Annotated in this window: 28 protein-coding genes and 1 pseudogene; 21 read left to right on the forward strand and 8 right to left on the reverse strand. The window is 45.8% G+C overall.

From position 1 onward, the window contains the following. The first annotated feature begins 144 nt into the window (after positions 1-144). The 6 genes and pseudogenes from RIG66_RS11010 (at position 145) to RIG66_RS11035 (ending at position 3,098) form a co-directional block, all read left to right on the forward strand. The gene (locus tag RIG66_RS11010) at positions 145-1,140 is read left to right on the forward strand and encodes a DnaJ C-terminal domain-containing protein (protein ID WP_446377936.1); all 996 of its coding nucleotides are present in this window, start codon (positions 145-147) and stop codon (positions 1,138-1,140) included. Between the two features lie 132 nt (positions 1,141-1,272). Next, a pseudogene (locus RIG66_RS11015) lies at positions 1,273-1,742 on the forward strand (type II toxin-antitoxin system VapC family toxin). A 2-nt stretch (positions 1,743-1,744) separates the two neighbouring features. Then, complete coding sequence (locus tag RIG66_RS11020) at positions 1,745-1,924, forward strand: hypothetical protein (protein ID WP_446377938.1); 180 nt, start codon at positions 1,745-1,747, stop codon at positions 1,922-1,924. 214 nt (positions 1,925-2,138) lie between these two features. Beyond that, positions 2,139-2,420 (forward strand): UPF0175 family protein, encoded by a 282-nt coding sequence (locus RIG66_RS11025; RefSeq protein ID WP_446377940.1) that lies wholly within the window; start codon positions 2,139-2,141, stop codon positions 2,418-2,420. A gap of 77 nt (positions 2,421-2,497) precedes the next feature. Next, positions 2,498-2,752, forward strand: a complete 255-nt coding sequence (locus RIG66_RS11030; protein ID WP_446377942.1) for a hypothetical protein — start codon at positions 2,498-2,500, stop codon at positions 2,750-2,752. Then, on the forward strand, positions 2,745-3,098 hold the full coding sequence (locus RIG66_RS11035; RefSeq protein WP_446377944.1) for a type II toxin-antitoxin system RelE family toxin: 354 nt from the start codon (positions 2,745-2,747) through the stop codon (positions 3,096-3,098). The genes RIG66_RS11030 and RIG66_RS11035 overlap by 8 nt, the downstream gene beginning before the upstream one ends. 50 nt (positions 3,099-3,148) lie before the next feature. Here RIG66_RS11035 and RIG66_RS11040 read toward each other — a convergent pair whose 3' ends face one another. The 3 genes from RIG66_RS11040 to RIG66_RS11050 all read right to left on the reverse strand — a co-directional run bounded on the left by RIG66_RS11040 (position 3,149) and on the right by RIG66_RS11050 (position 5,143). Continuing rightward, positions 3,149-3,664 carry a DUF29 family protein gene (locus tag RIG66_RS11040; protein WP_446377946.1) on the reverse strand — a complete coding sequence of 172 codons (516 nt, stop codon included), beginning with the start codon at positions 3,662-3,664 and terminating at the stop codon, positions 3,149-3,151. A gap of 214 nt (positions 3,665-3,878) precedes the next feature. Next, positions 3,879-4,988 (reverse strand): AAA family ATPase, encoded by a 1,110-nt coding sequence (locus RIG66_RS11045; RefSeq protein ID WP_446377948.1) that lies wholly within the window; start codon positions 4,986-4,988, stop codon positions 3,879-3,881. Next, positions 4,985-5,143 (reverse strand): hypothetical protein, encoded by a 159-nt coding sequence (locus RIG66_RS11050; RefSeq protein WP_446377950.1) that lies wholly within the window; start codon positions 5,141-5,143, stop codon positions 4,985-4,987. Before RIG66_RS11050 ends, RIG66_RS11045 begins: the two co-directional genes overlap by 4 nt. A gap of 264 nt (positions 5,144-5,407) precedes the next feature. On the opposite strand from RIG66_RS11050, the gene RIG66_RS11055 reads away from it, so the two are divergent. Together RIG66_RS11055 and RIG66_RS11060 are read left to right on the forward strand one after the other, a co-directional pair. After that, positions 5,408-6,847 carry a cation:proton antiporter gene (locus RIG66_RS11055; protein WP_446377952.1) on the forward strand — a complete coding sequence of 480 codons (1,440 nt, stop codon included), beginning with the start codon at positions 5,408-5,410 and terminating at the stop codon, positions 6,845-6,847. A 119-nt stretch (positions 6,848-6,966) separates the two neighbouring features. After that, positions 6,967-7,383: a four helix bundle protein gene (locus tag RIG66_RS11060; protein WP_446377954.1), complete on the forward strand. Its 417-nt coding sequence runs from the start codon at positions 6,967-6,969 to the stop codon at positions 7,381-7,383. On the opposite strand, the gene RIG66_RS11065 is transcribed toward RIG66_RS11060, so the two are convergent. Beyond that, complete coding sequence (locus RIG66_RS11065; protein ID WP_446377956.1) at positions 7,339-7,560, reverse strand: hypothetical protein; 222 nt, start codon at positions 7,558-7,560, stop codon at positions 7,339-7,341. The two genes, RIG66_RS11060 and RIG66_RS11065, sit on opposite strands and share 45 nt — an antisense overlap. Positions 7,561-7,647: 87 nt before the next feature. On the opposite strand from RIG66_RS11065, the gene RIG66_RS11070 reads away from it, so the two are divergent. The 9 genes from RIG66_RS11070 (at position 7,648) to RIG66_RS11110 (ending at position 12,649) form a co-directional block, all read left to right on the forward strand. After that, positions 7,648-8,010, forward strand: coding sequence for a cation:proton antiporter subunit C (locus tag RIG66_RS11070; RefSeq protein ID WP_446377958.1), 363 nt, complete (start codon positions 7,648-7,650; stop codon positions 8,008-8,010). Then, the gene (locus RIG66_RS11075) at positions 8,007-9,440 is read left to right on the forward strand and encodes a cation:proton antiporter (RefSeq protein ID WP_446377960.1); all 1,434 of its coding nucleotides are present in this window, start codon (positions 8,007-8,009) and stop codon (positions 9,438-9,440) included. Before RIG66_RS11070 ends, RIG66_RS11075 begins: the two co-directional genes overlap by 4 nt. Before the next feature lie 61 nt (positions 9,441-9,501). Next, the gene (locus RIG66_RS11080; RefSeq protein WP_446377962.1) at positions 9,502-9,891 is read left to right on the forward strand and encodes a cation:proton antiporter; all 390 of its coding nucleotides are present in this window, start codon (positions 9,502-9,504) and stop codon (positions 9,889-9,891) included. Beyond that, on the forward strand, positions 9,888-10,169 hold the full coding sequence (locus tag RIG66_RS11085) for a hypothetical protein (protein ID WP_446377964.1): 282 nt from the start codon (positions 9,888-9,890) through the stop codon (positions 10,167-10,169). The genes RIG66_RS11080 and RIG66_RS11085 overlap by 4 nt, the downstream gene beginning before the upstream one ends. Further along, complete coding sequence (locus RIG66_RS11090) at positions 10,153-10,443, forward strand: monovalent cation/H(+) antiporter subunit G (protein ID WP_044204151.1); 291 nt, start codon at positions 10,153-10,155, stop codon at positions 10,441-10,443. Before RIG66_RS11085 ends, RIG66_RS11090 begins: the two co-directional genes overlap by 17 nt. Next, on the forward strand, positions 10,430-11,035 hold the full coding sequence (locus RIG66_RS11095) for a DUF4040 domain-containing protein (RefSeq protein WP_446377966.1): 606 nt from the start codon (positions 10,430-10,432) through the stop codon (positions 11,033-11,035). The genes RIG66_RS11090 and RIG66_RS11095 overlap by 14 nt, the downstream gene beginning before the upstream one ends. Next, a complete protein-coding gene (locus RIG66_RS11100) occupies positions 11,035-11,706 on the forward strand; it encodes a Na(+)/H(+) antiporter subunit B (RefSeq protein WP_446377968.1) in 672 nt (223 codons plus the stop codon). The genes RIG66_RS11095 and RIG66_RS11100 overlap by 1 nt, the downstream gene beginning before the upstream one ends. 185 nt (positions 11,707-11,891) lie before the next feature. Beyond that, entirely contained in the window at positions 11,892-12,302 is a 411-nt protein-coding gene (locus tag RIG66_RS11105) for a XisH family protein (RefSeq protein WP_446377970.1), read from the forward strand. Continuing rightward, a complete protein-coding gene (locus RIG66_RS11110) occupies positions 12,293-12,649 on the forward strand; it encodes an element excision factor XisI family protein (protein WP_446377972.1) in 357 nt (118 codons plus the stop codon). Before RIG66_RS11105 ends, RIG66_RS11110 begins: the two co-directional genes overlap by 10 nt. A gap of 50 nt (positions 12,650-12,699) precedes the next feature. Here RIG66_RS11110 and RIG66_RS11115 read toward each other — a convergent pair whose 3' ends face one another. Both RIG66_RS11115 and arfB read right to left on the reverse strand, forming a co-directional pair. Next, a complete protein-coding gene (locus RIG66_RS11115; protein WP_446377985.1) occupies positions 12,700-12,852 on the reverse strand; it encodes a hypothetical protein in 153 nt (50 codons plus the stop codon). Beyond that, positions 12,849-13,271, reverse strand: a complete 423-nt coding sequence (gene arfB / locus RIG66_RS11120; RefSeq protein WP_446377974.1) for an alternative ribosome rescue aminoacyl-tRNA hydrolase ArfB — start codon at positions 13,269-13,271, stop codon at positions 12,849-12,851. Before arfB ends, RIG66_RS11115 begins: the two co-directional genes overlap by 4 nt. Before the next feature lie 110 nt (positions 13,272-13,381). On the opposite strand from arfB, the gene RIG66_RS11125 reads away from it, so the two are divergent. Together RIG66_RS11125 and RIG66_RS11130 are read left to right on the forward strand one after the other, a co-directional pair. After that, positions 13,382-15,091, forward strand: coding sequence for an ABC transporter ATP-binding protein/permease (locus RIG66_RS11125; protein WP_446377976.1), 1,710 nt, complete (start codon positions 13,382-13,384; stop codon positions 15,089-15,091). Positions 15,092-15,290: 199 nt separating this feature from the next. Then, entirely contained in the window at positions 15,291-16,136 is an 846-nt protein-coding gene (locus RIG66_RS11130) for a TlyA family RNA methyltransferase (RefSeq protein WP_446377978.1), read from the forward strand. A gap of 1 nt (position 16,137) precedes the next feature. On the opposite strand, the gene RIG66_RS11135 is transcribed toward RIG66_RS11130, so the two are convergent. Together RIG66_RS11135 and speD are read right to left on the reverse strand one after the other, a co-directional pair. Next, the gene (locus RIG66_RS11135) at positions 16,138-16,440 is read right to left on the reverse strand and encodes a DUF6464 family protein (RefSeq protein WP_044204624.1); all 303 of its coding nucleotides are present in this window, start codon (positions 16,438-16,440) and stop codon (positions 16,138-16,140) included. Positions 16,441-16,676: 236 nt separating this feature from the next. Beyond that, positions 16,677-17,075, reverse strand: a complete 399-nt coding sequence (gene speD / locus RIG66_RS11140; protein WP_006098518.1) for an adenosylmethionine decarboxylase — start codon at positions 17,073-17,075, stop codon at positions 16,677-16,679. Positions 17,076-17,912: 837 nt separating this feature from the next. Here speD and RIG66_RS11145 point away from each other — a divergent pair. Beyond that, positions 17,913-19,082, forward strand: a complete 1,170-nt coding sequence (locus RIG66_RS11145; RefSeq protein ID WP_446377981.1) for an AI-2E family transporter — start codon at positions 17,913-17,915, stop codon at positions 19,080-19,082. A gap of 263 nt (positions 19,083-19,345) precedes the next feature. After that, the gene (locus RIG66_RS11150) at positions 19,346-20,356 is read left to right on the forward strand and encodes a 3'(2'),5'-bisphosphate nucleotidase (protein WP_446377983.1); all 1,011 of its coding nucleotides are present in this window, start codon (positions 19,346-19,348) and stop codon (positions 20,354-20,356) included. Positions 20,357-20,905: the final 549 nt, after the last annotated feature.

A 20,905-nucleotide genomic window follows, 5' to 3' on the forward strand; every position in this document is an offset into this window, starting at 1 on the left:
GACCAATGACCAATGACCAATGACCAATGACCAATGACCAATGACCAATGACCAATGACCAATGACCAATGACCAATGACCAATGACCAATGACCAATGACCAATGACCAATGACCAATGACCAATGACCAATGACTAACAACAATGCAAAACTTTCGGAATTATTACGAGATTTTAGGAGTTACCCCCGATGCATCCAATGATGAGATAAAAAAAGCATTTCGGCGACTCGCCCGTAAATATCACCCGGATGTAAATCCAGGGGATAAGACGGCTGAGGAACGGTTTAAGGATATTAACGAAGCCAACGAAGTTCTGTCTGATCCAAGCAGGCGATCGCAATATGATCAGGTTGGCAACTTCTTTAAGAAGAAAGGATTTACCCGTAAGGCGGCGAAAACCAGTCCAGTGAGAACCGCCTTCTCCCGTAATGGTCGGGGGCGTACTTCTAGCCAAGAAGTAGACTATAGTGAGTTTGGTGACTTTAACAGCTTTGTTGAACAACTTCTAGGACGCCGTCCGCCTCGTCCTGGTATGGGAACGGAACGGACAGGGGGGCGAGTTGAGTCCTCAGATTCGTTTCGCCCTGGAACCCGGAAAACAGCTTATAGAGCTAATTCCAGCGCCCAGCCGAAAAATGTAGAAGCGCGATTAACATTGCCATTAGAAAAAGCCTATACCGGGGGAATTGAGCGAATCCGTTTGGAAGATGGTCGATCCTTAGAAGTTGAATTACCCGGAAATATGGTCACAAATCAGCGAGTGCGCCTCAAGGGTCAGGGAATCGCTGGTGGAGATTTATTTTTAATTATTACAGTTGCGCCGCATCCGTTCTTCAAGCTGAGAGGGTCAGATATTATTTGCCAGTTACCTGTGACAGCAGCCGAAGCGGTATTAGGAACGCCTGTAGACGTACCAACTCTGGATGGGCGAGTGAAAATGAATATTCCGGCGGGGGTGCAATCTGGTCAACGATTACGCCTCGCGAATAAGGGGTATCCTCTGGAAGGGGAACGGGGTGATCAGTTAGTTGAAATTCAAATTGTGGTGCCGAAAACGCCAAGTCCCGAAGCGCGAGAACTGTATCAGAAATTGTTAGAAATTGAACGGTTTAATCCTCGGCGAGATTTGCCGATGTGAGGGAAAGGTAGAGGATAAGGGGAGAGCGATCGCGTCACCTTTGTCGGTCAGGTTGACGAAAGAAAACCCAACACCCTCGAAACAAAGATAAAACGCGGTAGGATAAGGAGTCAATCAATTTTATAGATTGCCGTGATCGAAACCGTATATATTGAAACTAGCATTTTGGGACACTTAACGGCTAGACCAACGGATAACCTGATTCTTGCAGCCAACATCAAAATTACACAAGACTGGTGGAATGATTTTAGGGGTTCATTCGTTCTTTATGCTTCAGAAGTGGTTGAGGATGAGGCAGCTAGGGGAGATCAGGAGATCGCCGCTCGAAGGTTAAATTTGTTACAATCGTTAATGCTTCTTGAACTGACAGAAGAGGCTCTATAGCTTGCCCAAGCATTCCTCAACCAAAGTAATCTTCCATCAAAGGCATCAAATGATGCGCTACATATAGCATTGGCAACAGTTTATGGATTGGACTATCTGTTAACATGGAACTGTCTCAAATTCAGCGCAAGCTATCACAAATTAGTTCTCAACTTGGGTATGTTTTACCCATCATTTGCACACCGTATGAGCTGATCGGATATGAGGAGGAGATTTAGGTATGTACAAAAATGAAATTCTGGAAGAAATTCACCAATATCGAGAAGAATATGCTCGCTCATTTCAATATGATTTGAAAGCTATTTTTAATGATTTGCAAAAAAAGCAAGCAGCTCACAAAGACAGACTGGTTAAACTTCCGATCAAACGCTGGTCGAACCAAAAAATCACCCGTTGCTAACGAGATATGGAGAGATTACAGTAATGCAGTAAAAGCAAGGCTTTTGGCGTGTGTGACTTGTGTATGCGCTATGGGTGACTTTTGCTTGATGTCGCTAAAATTGAGCAAAAGATTACTATCAGGTTATGGTTGAGCGATCGCTTCGACAAAGGACGAATGACAATCTCCACAGTTAACTTTTATTGTGTCCACCTACTTATTGAGGAGAGTCACGATGCAAATTACAATCGATATCCCTGATGAAATCACCGAGCAACTTACCGAAACACCCGATCAGTTGCAGCGTCACCTACTCGAACTCCTAATCATCGAAGCCTATCGCACCGAACGCATTACCCACTTTCAGGTTGGACAACTCCTCAAACTCCCCTCCCGTTGGGCAGTTGATGAATTTCTCAAAACCCACCAGGCTTACCTTCACTACAACCCAGACGATTTAGAAAGCGATCGCCAAACCCTGCATCAGTTAAGAACCAAGAAGTCACGACCTGATTAATGATCGGGAGTTTTTTAGTTGTACCACACAGGAAAACCAGATTGCTATTATTTATGTGTAGCGGTGAGGATAGTGAAATGACGATTGCGGAGGTTCGTGAGCTGGTGCAATATGTCACCAACGCTCATGGTGAAACAACGGGCGTATTAGTTCCTCTGAATGTTTGGGAAGAGCTTCTAAAATCGTTGCAGGCTTGTGCCGATGAGCTTGAACAAATTGATGAAGCAGAACCTAATGAGCAAATTCTAGCAGATTTGAAGGATTCCCTTCGTCATGTGAAAGCAGGGCAAACGTTCCCTATCTCTGAATTATGGGATGAAATTGATGTCTGAAAATTCGGCTGTTGAGGTTCGATTTACGTTGCCGTTTAAGCGTCGGCTGAAATCCCTCTCCAAGCGTTATCGTCAGATTCGTAAGGATATTCAACCCATAATTGATGAGCTTCAGGCTGGAAATTTTGTTGGCGCTCAGATTGCTGGGACAAACTATGTTGTTTTCAAGGTGCGGGCAAAGAATAGTGATATTCCCGCCGGCAAAAGTGGTGGGTATCGCTTGATTTATCAGTTAGTGTCGCCGCAATGTGTCTTGCTACTACTCATTTACGCCAAGTCTGATCAAGCCGATGTGGCGGCTGCAGAAATTGCATCTGCGATTGAAGAAGTCATGCAAGAACCTTAAATGTGTGATTGACTAAGTGAAACCGCGTTATTTTTTTAGTAAAACTATTATTAATTACCTTCTTTCCATTCTTCTCCACCGGGTAGTTTAACTAAACTTTCATCAATAATTGCTGGTAACATTTTTGCCGAATGTTTATAGGTTAAATCGAGCAACCTCTGAGCCGTGATAATTATCTGTGTTTTATCCACCAATTCTGAGAGTTGAAAGGAATTATAAGCACCCTCCATAACTTCCACACTCGCCGGACGAATTGCCGCCTCAATTGCCTCTTCTAAAAAAGGCTCCCATTCATCTTGTTTGATGTAGTAAGATGTTTTATTCGCTTTTAGATTTAATTTTTGAATTTGTCGAAGAGAATCGGAAATTGAAGCCACCCAGGAATTAGTTAAACGCTGCTCAATTTGGTTTTTAATCAAGTGAAGCAACAACCTGACTAGAAACGATTCGATATTACGGAGGATTGCTTGTTTACTCATCCCCTCTAATTCATCCACAATCACCAAAGCATCTGTATACCGTCCTTCTACGATGCTAGTTCTTAGGTCGATTAGTTCTTGAGTCATAATCCCACCTTTATAGATAGGCGCTGATACGCTGAATATAGCATTCAGTCCCTACACCTGCCCGGAGTTCAAACTCCGGGCTAATAGCTCAAGTCCATTAAAATGGACTAAAACTCTTATCCAATCGGGCAGCAACAGTTTCAACCCAAGGCAGGGATAATTGATTGGGTAGGGGTACGATAGTATCGTGCCGTGATCTAGCTCCAGAAAAGGATTAACTCAAGCGCTGGCGTAGCCACAATGCCAATAGAGGGAGAGCCAGTCGATAATTTTGCTCTGATCCATAAATCAAGCCTTTGTGTTGTAATCCCGCGATCGCGCCTTGGAGACTTCCCCCTCTGGATAGGTAATGTTTGTGAATATAATCGCGACTTTGGGGCTTGTCAGTCGGATCTAACGCTAGAGATTCCAACAGATGCGCCTGATTCGCCGGAAGCAGCATCAGTAATGACTCGAAAACCATGGATAGGTCGGATAAGAGCTCTTGAATTGCCTGCTGAATGTGGCGATCGCGAATTAATCCGTCAGCCACTCGCACCGATTGGAGGCGTCGCACCAGTGCGGAAGCATCGCCTAAATGCCCCTGTACCGCATTAACAAACAATTCCAAGGCTTGCGATCGCGGATCGAATGTCAACTCTTGGGTATGCAAGACTTCTTGCGCCCAAGCCGCTACCACATCATCAGCTAAGGGAGCTAGCTGCACAATTTCTAAACTATTCCCCAGTTCATCAGGATGAATGCTAATTTCTGCGATCGTTGCCACCAATACATAACTCACCTGAGTCTGACGCTCGATCTCTTGCTTCAAAAAATTTTCCCACACCCCATGGCGATCCCAAGAGCGAATGTGGGGGAAGCTTTCCAAAATCAGCACCACCCGTTCACCTGTAGATTCGGCTAATTCTTGTAGGAGTTCCAGTAATCCCTCAAATGCTTTCCATTGCTGCTCTTGACTCTTTGCCCGAACAGGTTTGAGCTGTGCTCTACCTCGTCCGTTATCGTTGAGGACAAATAATTCAGCCGCCTTGTGTTCAATCCACTCTTGCATGAGAGCGTGAGCCGTTGCACTTAGAAACGTCTGATTGATGCTCTCGCACAGCAATTGCACGAAGCGCTGACCATCAGTAACCCGTATACAGTCAACTTCCAAGATTTTCACACCAACTTCCCGAGCCGCCCGTCGTACCAGACTCCGCCGTCCACTTCCCGGTACTCCTACAATCAACAGGTTGCCCTCATGGGCTAAAACCTGAGTAATTCGCTGGAATTGCGCTTGCCGTCCAACCAATTGAAACGGTGTTGATACATCCAAAATGGTCACGGTTTTAGTGTCCTGATCGCAAGAGTAGACAGGTTCCGACGGTACGCCTTCACTCCTTCGGCAGCCGCCAACGGTATTCGGCGACTCAGGGCTGAGGTTAAGTATTGATTTGCCACGAATCGGTTCTTTAATCCGGCTATTGCATGTTTTATCATGTCGCTCCCAAGCTCAAACCAAGCCGTTGGTGTGGTATGAGTCTATCGTCTGTATTGACACTTTTCAATAGTGTCAGCCTTTTTTAGCACTATTAAAACGTGCTATAAATGTTTTAGCACCTTTTCACCGGAAAGCATAGCCGTGTTAGCAGCCTGCCTATTCGCCACTATTCTGGGCGGATTTTTCAGCATCATCTTAAAAAAGACGCTAGCACGGCATCATCAGACCTTAAAAAGCAGCGAGGTTGAGAAATTCAATACCCCATGAGTACATTGACGATTGCCTGGATCGCACTACCGATGTTTGTGGGGTTCAGCATTTATCTGTTCCCCAAACTTGACCGATATCTGGCATTGGGCGTTTCCCTAGCTTCGGTTGGCTATGCGTTGCAGTTATTATTTGTGGCTCAATCGCCCTTAACCCTGCAATTATTGGATAGTTTCGGCGTCACCTTAATCGCTGACCAATTGAGCGGTTTTTTTATATTGACCAATGCCCTAGTAGCAACCGCCGTTATTCTCTATTGTTGGCACACGAATAAGTCAGCTTTCTTTTATACACAGACGATTATTTTACATGGCAGTGTTAATGCCGCCTTTCTCTGTGCCGATCTCATCAGCTTATACGTATCGTTAGAAGTCATTAGTATTGCCGCATTTCTGTTAATTGCCTATTCCCGAACCAATCGTTCGATTTGGGTGGCTTTACGTTATATGTTTGTCGGCAATGTGGCAATGCTGTTTTATCTGGTGGGTGCGGTGTTGGTGTATCAGGCGAATTATTCCTTTGCTTATGAGGGGTTGAGTAATGCACCCATTGAGGCAATTGCCCTGATCGTTCTGGGACTGTTGAGTAAAGGGGGTATCTTTGTATCGGGATTGTGGTTACCCTTGACCCACTCGGAATCCGAGACACCCGTATCTGCACTGCTATCGGGGGTGGTGGTGAAAACAGGCGTGTTTCCCCTGGTGCGCTTTGCCTTGATGGTGGAGGCGATCGATCCCATTATCAGACTTTTCGGTGTGGGAACTGCACTGCTGGGAGTCGGGTATGCCGTCTTTGAAAGAGATACCAAACGCACGCTAGCGTTTAGCACCGTTTCCCAATTAGGCTGGATACTCGCTGCACCAGAAGTTGGTGGTTTTTTTGCCCTAGCCCATGGATTGGCGAAATCAACGCTGTTTTTGATCGCGGGTAACTTACCCAGCCGAAACTTTAAGGAACTTAAAGAGCAGCCCATGCATACTGGACTCTGGATTGCCCTAGTCATGGCTAGCCTCTCAATTTCTGGCTTTCCCTTGTTCGTCGGCTTTGGCGCAAAGGTACTAACGTTGAAAAACGTCCTACCTTGGCAAGAGATACTCATGAACCTGGGGGCGGTGGGAACCGCGATTGTTTATGCCAAATTCATCCTTCTGCCCCATGGGAAAGGGAAGCCTGTTCGAGCCAGTTTCTGGACTCCAATCCTACTACTGCTCAGTGCGCTGATTGCCGCAAGCGGGATGTATTTAGAAGGATACACCCTAGCAAATATCACCAAAAACCTGGCAATCATCGCCGTTGGCTGGTTGGCATATTTTTTGATTTTTAAACGAGTGGTATTCAAACTCCCCCGTATGCTTGAGCAATTGGAGCATCTGATTGGATTCATGGGGGTGATGAGTCTAGCGTTGATTCTTCTATTCAAGATGGTATTGGCATGAGGGAGATGGGGGAGATGGGGGAGATGAGGGAGATGAGGGAGATAGGGGAGATAGGGGAGATGGGGGAGATGAGGGAGATGTGCCATGGTGCGTCTGGAAAATGAGGAGATAGGGTCAATATGGAAGAACGGAAAAAAAGGAAAGAACTGGTTAAAAGTCATGAAGATTTAGCTGTGTATCAAATGGCATTTGACGTGGCAATGAAAATCTTTGAACTTTCTAAACGGTTTCCTGTAGAAGAACGCTATTCATTAACTGATCAGATTCGTCGTTCTTCACGTTCTGTTTGTGCTGTTTGTGCTAATCTGGCAGAAGCATGGAGGAAACGTCGCTATGAGGCGGCTTTTGTTGCCAAATTGAATGATAGTGAAGCTGAATCGGCTGAAACTCAAGTCTGGATAAAGTTTGCTGTCAAATGTCAGTATTTAGATTTAGAACAAGGAAGAGAACTCTATGGGACTTATAATCAAGTTCTCAGTGGTTTAGTACATTTAATTAACAATTCCCATCATTGGATTATTAACAAATCCAAATAACTCCTCATCTTCCCCATCTTCCTCATCTTCCTCACCTTCCTCACCTTCCTCACCTTCCTCATCTTCCCCATCTTCCCCAGCTCCCCCAGCTCCCCCAGCTTCCCCTGCTTCCCCTGCTCCCCCAGCTTCCCCTGCTCCAATCAATCCGTTGCTGTGGCATGAGTCTATAATTGGCATTGACACTTTCCAATAGTGTCAGCCTTGGTTAGCACTATTAAAACGTGCTATATATGTTTTAGCACCTTTTTCCAGGACAGCATACCCGTGTTAGAAGCCTGCATATTTGCCACCATCCTGTGCGGATTTTTCGGCATCATCCTGAAAAAAAACCTGGTGATGAAGATCATCTCCATGGATGTGATGAGTACGGGGGTTATTGCCTATTACGTGCTGATCGCATCCAGAAAAGGAGAAGCCTTATTCACACCGATTATTCCCGTCGAAAATGGGATTATTTCCCACGTCGAAAATGGCGCTTACTCTGATCCAGTTCCCCAAGCGGTGATCTTAACCGCGATTGTGATCGGCTTTTCGATTCAAGCTCTGATGCTAGTCGGTGTGATGAAGCTAGCACGGGATCATCCCACCTTAGAAAGCAGCGAGATTGAGAAGCAAAATACCCCATGAGTACATTGACGATTGTCTGGATAGCACTACCGCTATTTGTGGGGTTCAGCATTTATCTGTTCCCTAAACTTGACCGCTATCTCGCACTGGGCGTCGCCCTGGTTTCGGCTGGATATGCATCGCAGTTATTTATGGCTAAATCGCCATTAACCCTGCAATTATTGGATAGTTTCGGTGTCACCTTAATCGCTGACCAATTGAGCGGTTTTTTTATATTCACCAATGCTCTAGTTACAACCGCCGTTATCCTCTATTGTTGGCACACCAATAAGACGGCTTTTTTTTATACACAGATGATTATTTTACATGGCAGTGTCAATGCCGCCTTTGTCTGTGCCGATTTCATCAGCTTATACGTGGCGTTAGAAGTCATTAGTATTGCCGCATTTCTGTTAATTGCCTATCCCCGAACGAACCGTTCGATTTGGGTGGGGTTACGCTATCTGTTGATCAGCAACGTAGCAATGCTGTTTTATCTGATGGGTGCGGGGTTGGTGTATCAGGCGAATTATTCATTTGCTTATGAGGGGTTAAGCAATGCTCCCATCGAGGCAATTGCCCTGATTTTTCTGGGACTGTTGAGTAAGGGGGGTATCTTTGTATCGGGATTGTGGTTACCCTTAACCCACTCGGAATCCGAGACACCGGTGTCGGCGTTGCTATCGGGGGTTGTGGTAAAAGCTGGGGTGTTTCCCCTGATGCGCTTTGCTTTGATGGTGCCAGAGATTGATCCCATTGTCAGAATCTTCGGCGTAGGCACAGCGGTGCTAGGAGTCGGTTATGCCGTCTTTGAAAAAGATACCAAGCGAATGTTGGCATTTCACACGATTTCGCAGTTAGGCTTTGTCCTAGCAGCACCCGAAGTCGGTGGTTTTTATGGGCTAACCCACGGGTTAGTCAAATCAGCGCTGTTCTTAATCGCGGGAACCTTACCCAGCCGTAACCTCAAAGAACTACACCATAAGCCGATTAATACCTCAATTTGGATTGCTTTAGTTATCGCTAGTTTCTCTATCTCAGGTTTTCCCCTATTGTCTGGCTTTGGGGCGAAGGTTTTGACGATGAAAAATCTTTTGCCCTGGCAAGTGATTGGCATGAATATTGCGGCTTTGGGAACAGCAATATCCTTTGCCAAATTCATTTTCTTGCCTCACGATTCACAAGGAGAGGGAAATGTCAAGCCCAGTTTCTGGTTAGCCATGATTATATTAATTGGGGGTTTAATTTTAGCAAATGCTGTGTATTACGAGGCGTATACGGTTAAGAATATCGTGAAACCCCTAGTCACTATCGCACTTGGATGGTTGGCATATTTTTTGATTTTCAAACGACTTGCCATCAAACTCCCTCGTATGCTTGAGCAATTCGATCATCTGATTGGGCTGATGAGTTTAATGTTGCTGCTGCTGTTTGGGATGGTATTCGCTTAATCTCAAACTCTTACAAATGACCAATGACCAATGACCAATGACCAATGACCAATGACAAAATATGATTGGACATCTGAATTTGATATTGCGATTAACCATCTGGTTTTTGCTCACCGCTAGTCTGAGTGTACCAAATATCATCATTGGCATCGCCATTGCCTTTCTCTTGCCGGGACGCCCCAAAACTCCGGAATCCTTAAAGGATTGGTTGCGGGTGCTGGGGGAGGTACTTGTGGCGATTCCCCAGGCGTATTTTGAGGCATTTGAAATTATGTTCCGTCCTCATAAGTACGAAGATGTAATTCTGGAACGAGTCAAACCCCAGCGTACACCTGGACTAATTTTTCTCGATATATTTTTAATTACGTTTACACCCAAAACCATTGTTTTAAAATACCACGAGGAAGGGTCGTATGAAGTCCACAGAATTAGCCGGAGAAGACGAACATGAATTTGATTTTAATTAGCATGATTTTGGCGCTACTTATCCCCATGTATGAGGCATGGCAGGATGATGATATTTGGCAAAAAATGTTGGCATTTGCCAGTATTGCTACCAAAACCTCAATTATGATTCTGGTTGTTTCTGTCATACGGGATGACTGGATGATCGGAGTCGTAGGGGTGATTATTCTAAGTGTGGGAAATGCCGGATTAATGTTGTTGGCACATATCCTGAAACGCATGAGTGATTTAGCAGAAGAGTCCTATTATGATCAACGTGCTTAGTTATATCTGTATCGGGTTAGGAATTGTCTTCTGGTTTTGGGGAACTTTTCCCTTGATTGGTCACCGATCGGTATTATTCAAACTGCATACTCTTTCGGTGGCAGATACTCTTGGCTCAATGAGTATTATCGTCGGATTGTTGCTAAAAATACCCAGTGAGTGGCCCCTACTGATTCTTGCCATTATTTCGTTGGCGATTTGGAATACGGTGCTGGGGTATGTGTTGGCGTACTGTTCAAGTAGTGGGGAGGAATTAGACTATGAATCAGAGTGATCTCTATGTGATTATCGCTCTGCTGCCTTTGGCTTCTTGTATGTTAGTTTTTCAGGTGAATCCTTACCATGCTTTGGTAATTCGGGGCATTTTGGGAGCAGTGGCGGCATTAGTTTATGCAGTGTTGGGAGCGGCAGATGTGGCGTTGACCGAAGCTTTGGTGGGTACTATGCTGGCGATTACGCTGTATGCGGTGGCGGTGCGTTCATCCTTAACCCTGCGTCTGGGTGTACTTGAAGACGGTGGCGCTTTAGCGCCGACTACGAACGATGAGAGCCATCATTTTGGGCAACTGATGGATGATTTACGCACCATTTTTCGCAAACATTATATGCGTGTAGAGGTAGTCCCGTACACGGATCAGCAGGCGTTGCATCGGGCGCTGATGGAGAAAGAAGTTCATGCCACCTGTACGCGATCGCACTTATCAGAACTGGAGCCTCAAGACCCGACAGTACCTGAGTCTGAGACGCCATCTTATCACACCGCGACTCGGGTTCAACGTCTCTATGACATCATACGAACCGAACTGTCGTCACCCGCGACACATTTAACCTATATCAATACACCAGATTCAGGGGAGAAACATTAATGAAATGGGTTTACATTGCAGCGGGGATAGCGCTGTACGTCATATTCCTGATCACGCCCAATATGTCCAATTCGGCACCGGATTTGTCGGATATCTCTATCGTCGAAGCCGTTGTAGAAGACAGTGGCGTGTCCAATGTGGTTTCGGGTATCATTTTCCGGAATCGGTTGTATGACACGATCTTTGAAGTGGTGGTATTTACGATCGCGATTATGGGTGTGCGGTTTCTGCTGGCGGATGAAAAGCCGTTCTGCACCGTCTATCAATTTACCGATCAACCCTCGATGATTTTGGCGCGTCTGGGAGCAACTATTTCCGCCTTGGTGGGTATCGAACTCGCGATTCGGGGACATCTTAGCCCTGGTGGTGGATTTGCCGCTGGGGTAGCTGGGGGAACCGCGATCGGTTTGGTGGCGATTACTTCATCAACGGAGTGGATGCAGGACATCTATAAGCGTTGGCACGCCTCTAGATGGGAGAAGGTTTCGGTGCTGGTTTTCATTGTCCTGGCAGTGGTCACGCTAGTTGGAGGCGAGTTACCCCACGGAGAGTTAGGCAAACTGCTCAGTGGCGGGATTATTCCCCTGCTCAATATCCTTGTCGCCGTAAAAGTCGCCTTGGGTTCCTGGGCAGCTATTTTAGTTTTTGTTCATTATCGGGGATTGTTGTGATAAGCTGTTCGGCATTTAAATTGGGATACCTCAATCGCTCAATCCCTTGATGAGTCAGTGTTTTTCTTCACTATTGCCTATGACACACCGAGCGAAGTCGAGGTGTTGCCTATTGCACGAAAGCCTAGCGCGTAGCGCTATATTTGAGCGAGAAACAGTGGGTCAATCCGCTTGGGAAAGTTCGTATGGTGAAAGATAGATTCCATGATGTTGTTAGAACTGCTCTAGAAAAGGAAAACTGGAAAATTACGGCTGATCCTTACGAAGTTAGTATCGACGATGTGGATTTTGAGATTGATTTGGCAGCGGAGCAATTGTTAGCAGCAGAACGAGAAAATCAGAAAATTGCTGTAGAAGTAAAAAGCTTTATCAGCACGTCCAATGTTTCAGATTTTCATACGGCATTGGGTCAATTTCTAAACTACCGAGATGCACTAGCAAGGATTGAACCCGATCGCCAACTTTATCTAGCTGTGCGAGAGCCAATTTATGAAAGTTTCTTCCAGCGACGCTTCATTATGGCAGCAGTTGAGCGGTATCAAGTCCGATTGGTGATTTACGATGTGAAAAAGGAGGTGATAGTGCAATGGCTGTAGAGCAATATCGCCAGTATATCCGACATCTTCTTTCCGAACGTGCCGAGCGTGCTGCGCGGCAAAGAACTGCCCCGGAATATGAAGTCCAAACTGTTTTTGATACACAGCAGGATCACTATCAACTACTGTATGTTGGTTGGCGTGGGAATAAACGTGATTTTGGCTGTATTCTGCATGTTGATATCAAGGGTGGAAAAGTTTGGATTCAGCATGATGGTACAGAAGAAGGTTTTGCCAACCGATTAGTCGCTATGGGAGTACCCAAACAAGATATCGTTTTGGCTTTCCATGAACCTGAAGTGCGTCAGTTTACAGGTTTTGGTACAGGTGAAGCGATCGCCGATTAATCCAAGTTATATCATGTCCGCCTAAACAGTCATCGTTCCCTTTTCCCCTGCTATCTGCCTTGGAGCTTGCCAACTAAGGAACTATCCAGTCGTTGAATACGCTCCAGATATAGCTGGGTGAGTTCTAGGGGAGAAATCACCTTATCGCGAATTAGCCGCGCCTGCTCCAATGCTGGGGTAAATGCCAGATCAATAGAATTCATGATGATTCATCGGTTACTTTTCGTCGCATCGCTTTGATCTGCGATCGCCTATTTTTGCTATCCAGACGTTTCCGTTGGGAACTTCGAGTGGGCTTGCTCCTTTTACGGCGTTTGGGAAGCGCGATCGCACTCTTAATCAACTCTCGCAATCGCAGCCGCGCTTCTTCCCGATTCTGCTGTTGGCTGCGGTGTTTTTGGGCTTTGATGATAATCACCCCGTCTTTGCTAATACGCTGATCGGAACGTTTCAGCAGCCGCTCCTTGTAGCGATCGGGCAGTGAGGAAGCCTGGATGTCAAAGCGCAGGTGAATGGCACTCGCCACTTTATTTACATTTTGCCCCCCTGCCCCTTGAGAGCGCATCGCACTCATGTCAATCTCATCCTCTGGAATACTCACAGTATTAGAAATTTGTAGCATAATTTAACAATTGCTTAGAGATGAGTTACATCAGTATTTGAGCAGATTTTACCCAGGTTTGCCTTTACTGATTATCGTCTAGCAGACCGAGTTGTCACCCAAACAAGCCGATGGATCGATTGAATTTCAAGGTATTCCAGCAATTTTGGACGATCGCAAAGTCTTATTGGTTAGGGGATGAGAAATGGCTTGCCAGAGGGTTACTCCTGAGTGTGGTGCTGTTTCTGCTAGCCTATACGGGATTGAGTGTCCTACTCAATAACAAGCGAGGGGTATTAATCTCAGCCCTTTCCGCCCAAGATGAAGCCCGCTTCTGGCAAACCGTGATTATTTTCATCGGCGTGTTGGTGATCTATGCACCTCTATTGGCGGGCTATACCTATCTGCGTGATCGCCTCAGCCTGCAATGGCGCAAATGGCTCACCCATCGATTCGTGGATAACTATTTTCGCGATCGCGCCTATTACAACCTGCATATTGGTACAACCGAGATTGATAACCCAGATCAGCGGATTGCCGAGGATGTCAGGAGTTTTACCCAAGAGTCTCTCACCTTCTTACTGGTGTTGGTGGAGTCGGTGCTGTCGGTGATTGCGTTTAGCAGTGTACTCTGGGGCATTTCTAAACCCCTAGTGTTTTTTCTGGTGCTGTATGCTCTAATCGGAACGCTGGTGACGACGTTCGTATTTGGTAAGCCCCTGGTGCGACTCAACTTTGAACAACTCAAGCGGGAAGCGAATCTCCGGTTTAGCTTAGTACGAATTCGGGAAAATGCCGAAGCGATCGCGTTTTACCAGGGGGAGGAGCAGGAGTCGAATCAGGTTAAGCAGCGGTTTTTTGATGTCTTTGAGAATGTCAAACGGCTGCTGGTTTGGGAGTTGAATTTAAATATTCTCACCAATGCCTATGAGTTCATCCCCTTTATCCTACCTGCCCTAGTGGTTGCCCCGGCGATTTTTGCAGGAGTTATGGAGGTGGGTAAAGTGTCTGAGGCGCAGGGAGCCTTTATCCGCGTCTTCTTCTCCCTCAATGTTGTGGTTGCTCGTTTCCAGCAATTAACCACCTTTGGCGCTGGAATTAACCGTCTCTATACCTTTGCCGAGTTTTTAGAACAGACAGAAGCAACCCAGGTATCGGATGAGCAGAAGCCACAGATTCAGAGGGTTGAGGCAGAGCGGCTGGCAGTTGAACACCTGAGCCTGCAAACTCCTAATTATCAACGGACGTTGGTGGAAGATTTGTCAATAGAGTTACCGACTGGAGAAGGGCTTTTAGTCATGGGACCCAGTGGTTGTGGCAAGAGTTCACTGCTAAGAGCGATCGCGGGATTATGGGATTCTGGTAAGGGTACGATTATTCGTCCTGAAGCTGATCAGATTCTATTTTTGCCCCAGCGTCCTTACATGGTACTGGGTACTCTCCGCGATCAATTACTCTATCCTAACACCGACATTGAAGTTGAGGAGCAACAGTTGCAGCAAGTTTTAGAGCAGGTGAATTTAGCGGGTTTAGATGAACGATTTGGCGGGTTTGATGCCGAACAGGATTGGGCAGATGTCCTCTCTTTGGGCGAACAACAACGGCTAACCTTTGCCCGGTTGCTGCTGAACCAACCCAAGTACGCTATTCTGGACGAAGCAACCAGTGCTTTGGATCTGGGGAATGAGGAACGGTTATATCACCATTTGCAGGCGAAAGGGACTACTTTTTTGAGTGTGGGGCATCGCTCGACGTTGGCAAATTACCATCAGTCTTTGCTGGAACTTTCTCAGGACAAAACCTGGCAGATCAAAGAACCGCTGACTTTGGTTAAAGAATAATCGGAGTTGTTTGAATTTTGATAAATAAATCAATAAAAAATGAATAAAAACTTGCCAAAATTATCAAGCCGTTGGATAAAGAAGAGTTTGAACATCCAAATTTAATCTTGTCCATTCTAGGAAACCGGATTGAGTAAGTACCTGGACATAAATTCTGTACACTGTACTAATAAATGTTAATAAGCCTCAAACCCTTACTTTGAAACAACGACTAGATACCTTATTAGTAGACCTTAACTTATGTGAATCCCGACAACAGGCACAACGGCTGATTCGGGCGGGAGAAGTGCGGGTTAATCAACAGCTTGTGGATAAACCGGGAACTGAAATAGAGACAACCGCCGAGATTAAAATCAAAGAAAAATCCCCTTATGTTTCTAGAGGTGGGGAAAAGTTAGTCAAAGCCTTAGACGAGTTTGGTATAGCGGTAGCCGGACGTATTTGCTTAGATGGCGGTATTTCCACGGGAGGCTTTACCGACTGCTTACTGCAAAAGGGGGCAAAACGGGTTTACGGTGTTGATGTGGGGTATGGACAAGTTGCTTGGACATTGCGAAATGATGACCGGGTGATTTTGAAGGAACGCACGAATTTACGTTATTTGCAACCTGCTGATTTATATGGAGAACCCCTCGGAATAGACGAGGAGGATAAGGAGGAGATTTATCCAGATTTAGGGGTTGTCGATGTCTCGTTTATTTCCCTGACAAAAATCCTAGAAGCCTTATGGAACCTGCTACAAACGCCGCGTGAGGTGGTGTTACTGGTGAAGCCACAGTTTGAAGTGGGACGAGAACGGGTTGGCAAAAAGGGCGTAGTGCGCGATCCTAAGGATCAGGCTGGCGCGATCGCAAAAATTTTACCAGCCGCCCAGAATTTAGGTTGGGTCTATCAAGGCTTAACGTGGTCACCTATTACGGGTCCTGCGGGTAATATTGAATATCTGCTCTGGCTAGGAATGGATAGTCAAATTCAGAGTCCTGATTTAAGTGAAATTCAAGACATCACTCAATTGGCTACCACTTACTTTCGAGAGAAACAATGAACTAAGATTCCCTGGGTTGGTAGTCGCAACAGTTATCACAAGGACCTAACGGATTCACCGCACAGCGGATATAAGCCGAACGAGCATTAAATCGACAGGTAATATCACCAATTAAATAACCAACCCCTTCCAGATAATATTGATCAGGCGGTAATGGATTTCTTGGCAGTACCCTAGCCGTTGTTGATGCTTGAATCGAGTTTCTTAACCGGATTTGCGCTTGTTCCTTTGCTCTATGCATCACCCATATCGAAAGCAGTGGGGGGGTCAAACCCAAGACAAACACAATAATTGTCTCGAACATGGTTTTTCCTCCCAGGTGACTCTACTCAACCTCGTAATCCCCCACTATACCTAATTAGAACTTGCTGCACAACTCCCAAACTTTATTTACAGAGGGTTTTCTTCTAGGAAATGGCGTAGCATCCTTCATAAGTATGGCATCACCTTGCTCACCGAAAATGTACCCTTGCTCCCCCAGCTCCCCCTTCCCACAACACTTATTCAGCAGCCCCTAATTAGGGCTTGTGGGGGAGGATATCAACTCACCATCTGATAGACTGACTCCTCAATTCGCTCCTGAATGTCCGGCATATTCTCAAAACCGCGTACAATTTCTCTCATTCGCACCTGCTTAGCTTGGAGCGCTGTTTGTAACAGTTTCATGGCTTCCTTTGGCTTACCGCACCCGCAAAAAAATAAATCAGCGGCAAAATAACCATGTTCGGGCCAGGTATGGATGGCAATATGAGACTCCGCCAATGTCGCTGTCGCCGTGACTCCGTGGGGACTAAACTGGTGTACACATAAATCAATTAGAGTGCCTTCTCCAACAGAAATCGCATCAATTAAGGCGCGGCGAATTCCCTCAGGATCATTGAGAAGGTCTTCAGGCGCTTCCCATGCGTCAACGACCAGATGAGTTCCCACTTGTTTCATTCTACTTGATTTACTCCACCCAATAAGATTTCAAAGACTCTATTTATAGCATAGACTTAATTCAGTCCTCAACTCATTAGAGATTTAACCCGATTTAGTATCAATGGCACTCTTTTGTTCCTTAGCACAGCATGGCGTAAATTTACCAACCCTTCAAATCAGTTGTACCTCGGCATGACAACAGAAGTTTGACAGACGCCAGATATTGCGTCTATACATGACTCCTGACTTCTGGCTAGGGGGACTATTCGCTACAGTCAAGCCGCTCTATCCAACTTCATCTATTGATTAGGGTAACAAATAAATTATCCCTTGGAGCAAATAACCCCGATTTCCGAGATCATTGAACTTGGTTCTATGCCGCCCAATAATTTTGCTTTAAAACGCCCATCACAATCTACTCCTAAAATCATCCCTCTTAAGCATGACCTGCTTAAGTTATAAATGGAGCAAACCTTCCCCACATTTCTCTACTTAATTATCTCTCAACCTAGAGTCGTTGACAATCTCATTAGGAGAGAAAATCTCTCATAAAGCACCAGGAAAGTTATGAACTCCAGTTAGACCTGAAAGTTGATCGCTAACCTGCTACCCTAAGTTTGGGGTCTTATTTGACTCAATGGCGACGTGATGATAGTCAACTATCCCACACTCACCTTAGGGAGAGAACACGGCTGGCGGGAAACCGAAAGTCTTGTTGACCCGCCTAAGTTCCTAACCACTGGAACTAAGGTATTGGGATCATGACATCCACAAATGTGTACCCGTTGACAATTCTATCGTCTGAAGTTAAACCCTTTAAGGTGGATGCCAGGTTTTGCTAACCAGAAAACTGCGATGAATTCTATATTTTCACCCATTCAAAAAGTTCTAATCACATGGTTGCTGGTGTTAGTAACAGGTTGGGTTACGCTGAGTGCGCTGAGTTATGTGGGCGAAATCATTAGTATTTTGCTCACGGCATCTCTAATTGCATTTTTGCTCAACTATGCCGTTCGGGTACTGCGACCCTTCTTACCTCGAACAGTGGCGGCGATTTTGGTTTATTTAGTCGCGGCGGTTTTTGTTGTCTTCATTGCCCTCACCCTAGCACCACCCGTATTTAATCAAGGACGGCAATTAGTGACTCGGTTCCCCGAATTACTCGAACAAGGTCAACAGCAATTGGTGGACTTTCAAGCGTGGAGTATGGAACATAATTTGCCCTTTGATGTGCGAATTTTAGGGTCTCAAATGTTGGCACGTATTCAAGCTCAAGCCGAAGCGATCGCGTCAACGGGTTTGGGCTTAGTTGTGGGGACATTTAGCTGGTTTATCGACTTCATTTTAGTCCTCGTCCTTTCGTTTTATATGCTCATTGATGGTGAACGACTATGGCGCGGTATTACCAGTATTGTCTCTACCAAAATCCGTTATGGATTAACTCAAGCACTGCAACGCAATCTTCAGCGGTTTGTATCGGGTCAACTCTTGCTGGGGTTATTTATGGCAACAACATTAACCTTGGGCTTCCGTTTATTACAAGTGCCGTTTTTTCTGCTGTTTGCTGTTTTTATCGGCTTTATGGAGATTATTCCCTTTGTTGGTGCCACTCTGGGAATTGCTACCGTGGTCATTGTTGTCGCCTTTATTGATTGGTGGTTAGCCTTGGAAGTCTTGGGATTATCTGTTGCCTTGCAACAGGTGAAAGATAATATAATTGCTCCCCGAATTATGGGCAATTTAACGGGTTTATCGCCCGTGATTATTCTAACGTCTCTGTTATTGGGGGCTAAAATTGGCGGAATCTTGGGCGTCATTCTGGCGATTCCGGTGACGGGTGTGGTGAAAAGTTTGGCGGAAATTGTACTTGACCCCACGTTACCGCCTCAGACGGGAGATTTTTTCTCCAATCCTTTGAATGAAAAAAAATCCCAGAATACTTTGGCTATCGCTGCTAATACTGATGCTGATTCTGATAGTTCTAGTCAAGACACTCAGGGAATGGAACAATCAGAGACAATTTAAGCACGCTCCTTAAGCCCTCAACTAAAGTTGGGGCTAAAAGCTTAAACCCGTTAAAACGGGTTCAAAGACTTACCGATTAAGGTGAATAGCACTGAAATAATATGAGTTCGTAGTCGGCACTTTAGTGCCTCAAGCGCTAAAGCGCTCACTACAAACGCTTAAGTCAGTGACATTCTTCTTAAGGTCAGCGACATTCTCCTTAACCTATTTAGAGCGAACAACCTCTATACTAACGGGGTCAAGATAGGATCTCAGCATAAACCATGTCCTACCAGCGAGAAAAACAAGTTGCCATCCAAGCTGTAACGGCTGCGGCTCAATTATGTGAACAAGTGCGTCAGGAAGAGGGTTCCTTAACCCTAACCAAACCCGATCGCTCTCCGGTGACTGTGGCTGATTTTGGCACACAAGCGGTTATATGTCGGGTATTAGCCGAGGCGTTTCCGGGTGATTCCATCGTGGGTGAGGAAAACTCTAGCTTGTTGCGACAACCAGCGATGACCCAACAGTTGACAGGGGTAACTCATTATGTTAAATCCCAGATTGCTGAGGCGACACCGGAAACGATTATTACCTGGATTGATCGGGGTACGGGTCAAGTGGCAGATCGCTATTGGACACTTGATCCGATTGATGGGACAAAAGGTTATGTCCGGGGTGACAATTACGCGATCGCCTTAGCGTTAATTGAAGACGGGGAGGTGAAACTGGGGGTGTTAGGATGTCCGGCGATTCCGATTCATCCCCATCAACCGGATGGCGATCGCGGCGTTCTGTTTGTCGGTGTAAAAGGACAAGGGACAACCTTAATCCCCCTCGCCGGAGGTCAACCTCAGACGATCCGTGTCAATGACTGCGATCGCATTGAGTCGCTTCGATTAGTCAAAAGTGTAGAATCGTCTCATGGGAACCCCGAATTGCAAGCGGCTATCACTCAATCCCTAGGTTTTACAACCCCCTCCCTCCAGATTGATTCCATGGTCAAATACGGCATTATTGCACGAGGGGAAGCCGATCTCTACATCCGCTTACCGTTTCCCCTAGAGTCCTCCAAACGGCAAAATATATGGGATCATGCGGCTGGTGTGGTTATCTTGGAAGAAGCTGGGGGACGAGTCACCGATATGTATGGTAAACCCTTAGACTTTGCCTGTGGAACTAAGCTGTTCAACAATCAGGGGATTATTGCCAGTAACGGGGCGATTCATGATGCGGTGTTAGCCGTCGTAGCCCAGGAGATTCAAGCCTCTGAGACATCCAAATTCATACCCTAATCTAACCTAAGAAGGCTTCAGGACTCAAGGGGCGGGTAAGACAGCTAAAAAGGAGACAGGGTGTAGGGTGTGGGGTATGGGGTGTGGGGTATGGGGTGTGGGGAAATTCACTCCTGTTTACAATCTCTTGTACGGTAAGCTTTTTTCTTCACTATTGCCTATTGCCTATTGCCTATTGCATAGCGCGTAGCGCTATATATGTCAAACGTACACCAAGCTACCCAGGATTGGGGTACGACTTGACATGCTGCAATTTGACGTGCGGAGTCGGGGGTTCAAGGTTAGCCTAACAGCAAGCCGTGTATTTCATCGTACATGTAATATCTCTGTATTACTATAGTTTTGTGTAATTATCGTTATAATCAGAGCAAAATAAGGCTGAGTCCTTATATAATACCCAATAAAGATATGTAAGGATTCAGGGGTCGTGGAAATCCGATGAAGGGGGAAGGCTTCGCCTGGTTTTGGCTATGATGTCGAGTACAGCAGTTTGGCAGAGGCTCCCGGCTTGCCCCTTTTGCTCCGGCACGGGGAGAACTACCTGAGTAG

This window comes from Coleofasciculus sp. E2-BRE-01, from assembly GCF_040221695.1.
Classification (GTDB): Bacteria; Cyanobacteriota; Cyanobacteriia; order Cyanobacteriales; family Coleofasciculaceae; genus Coleofasciculus.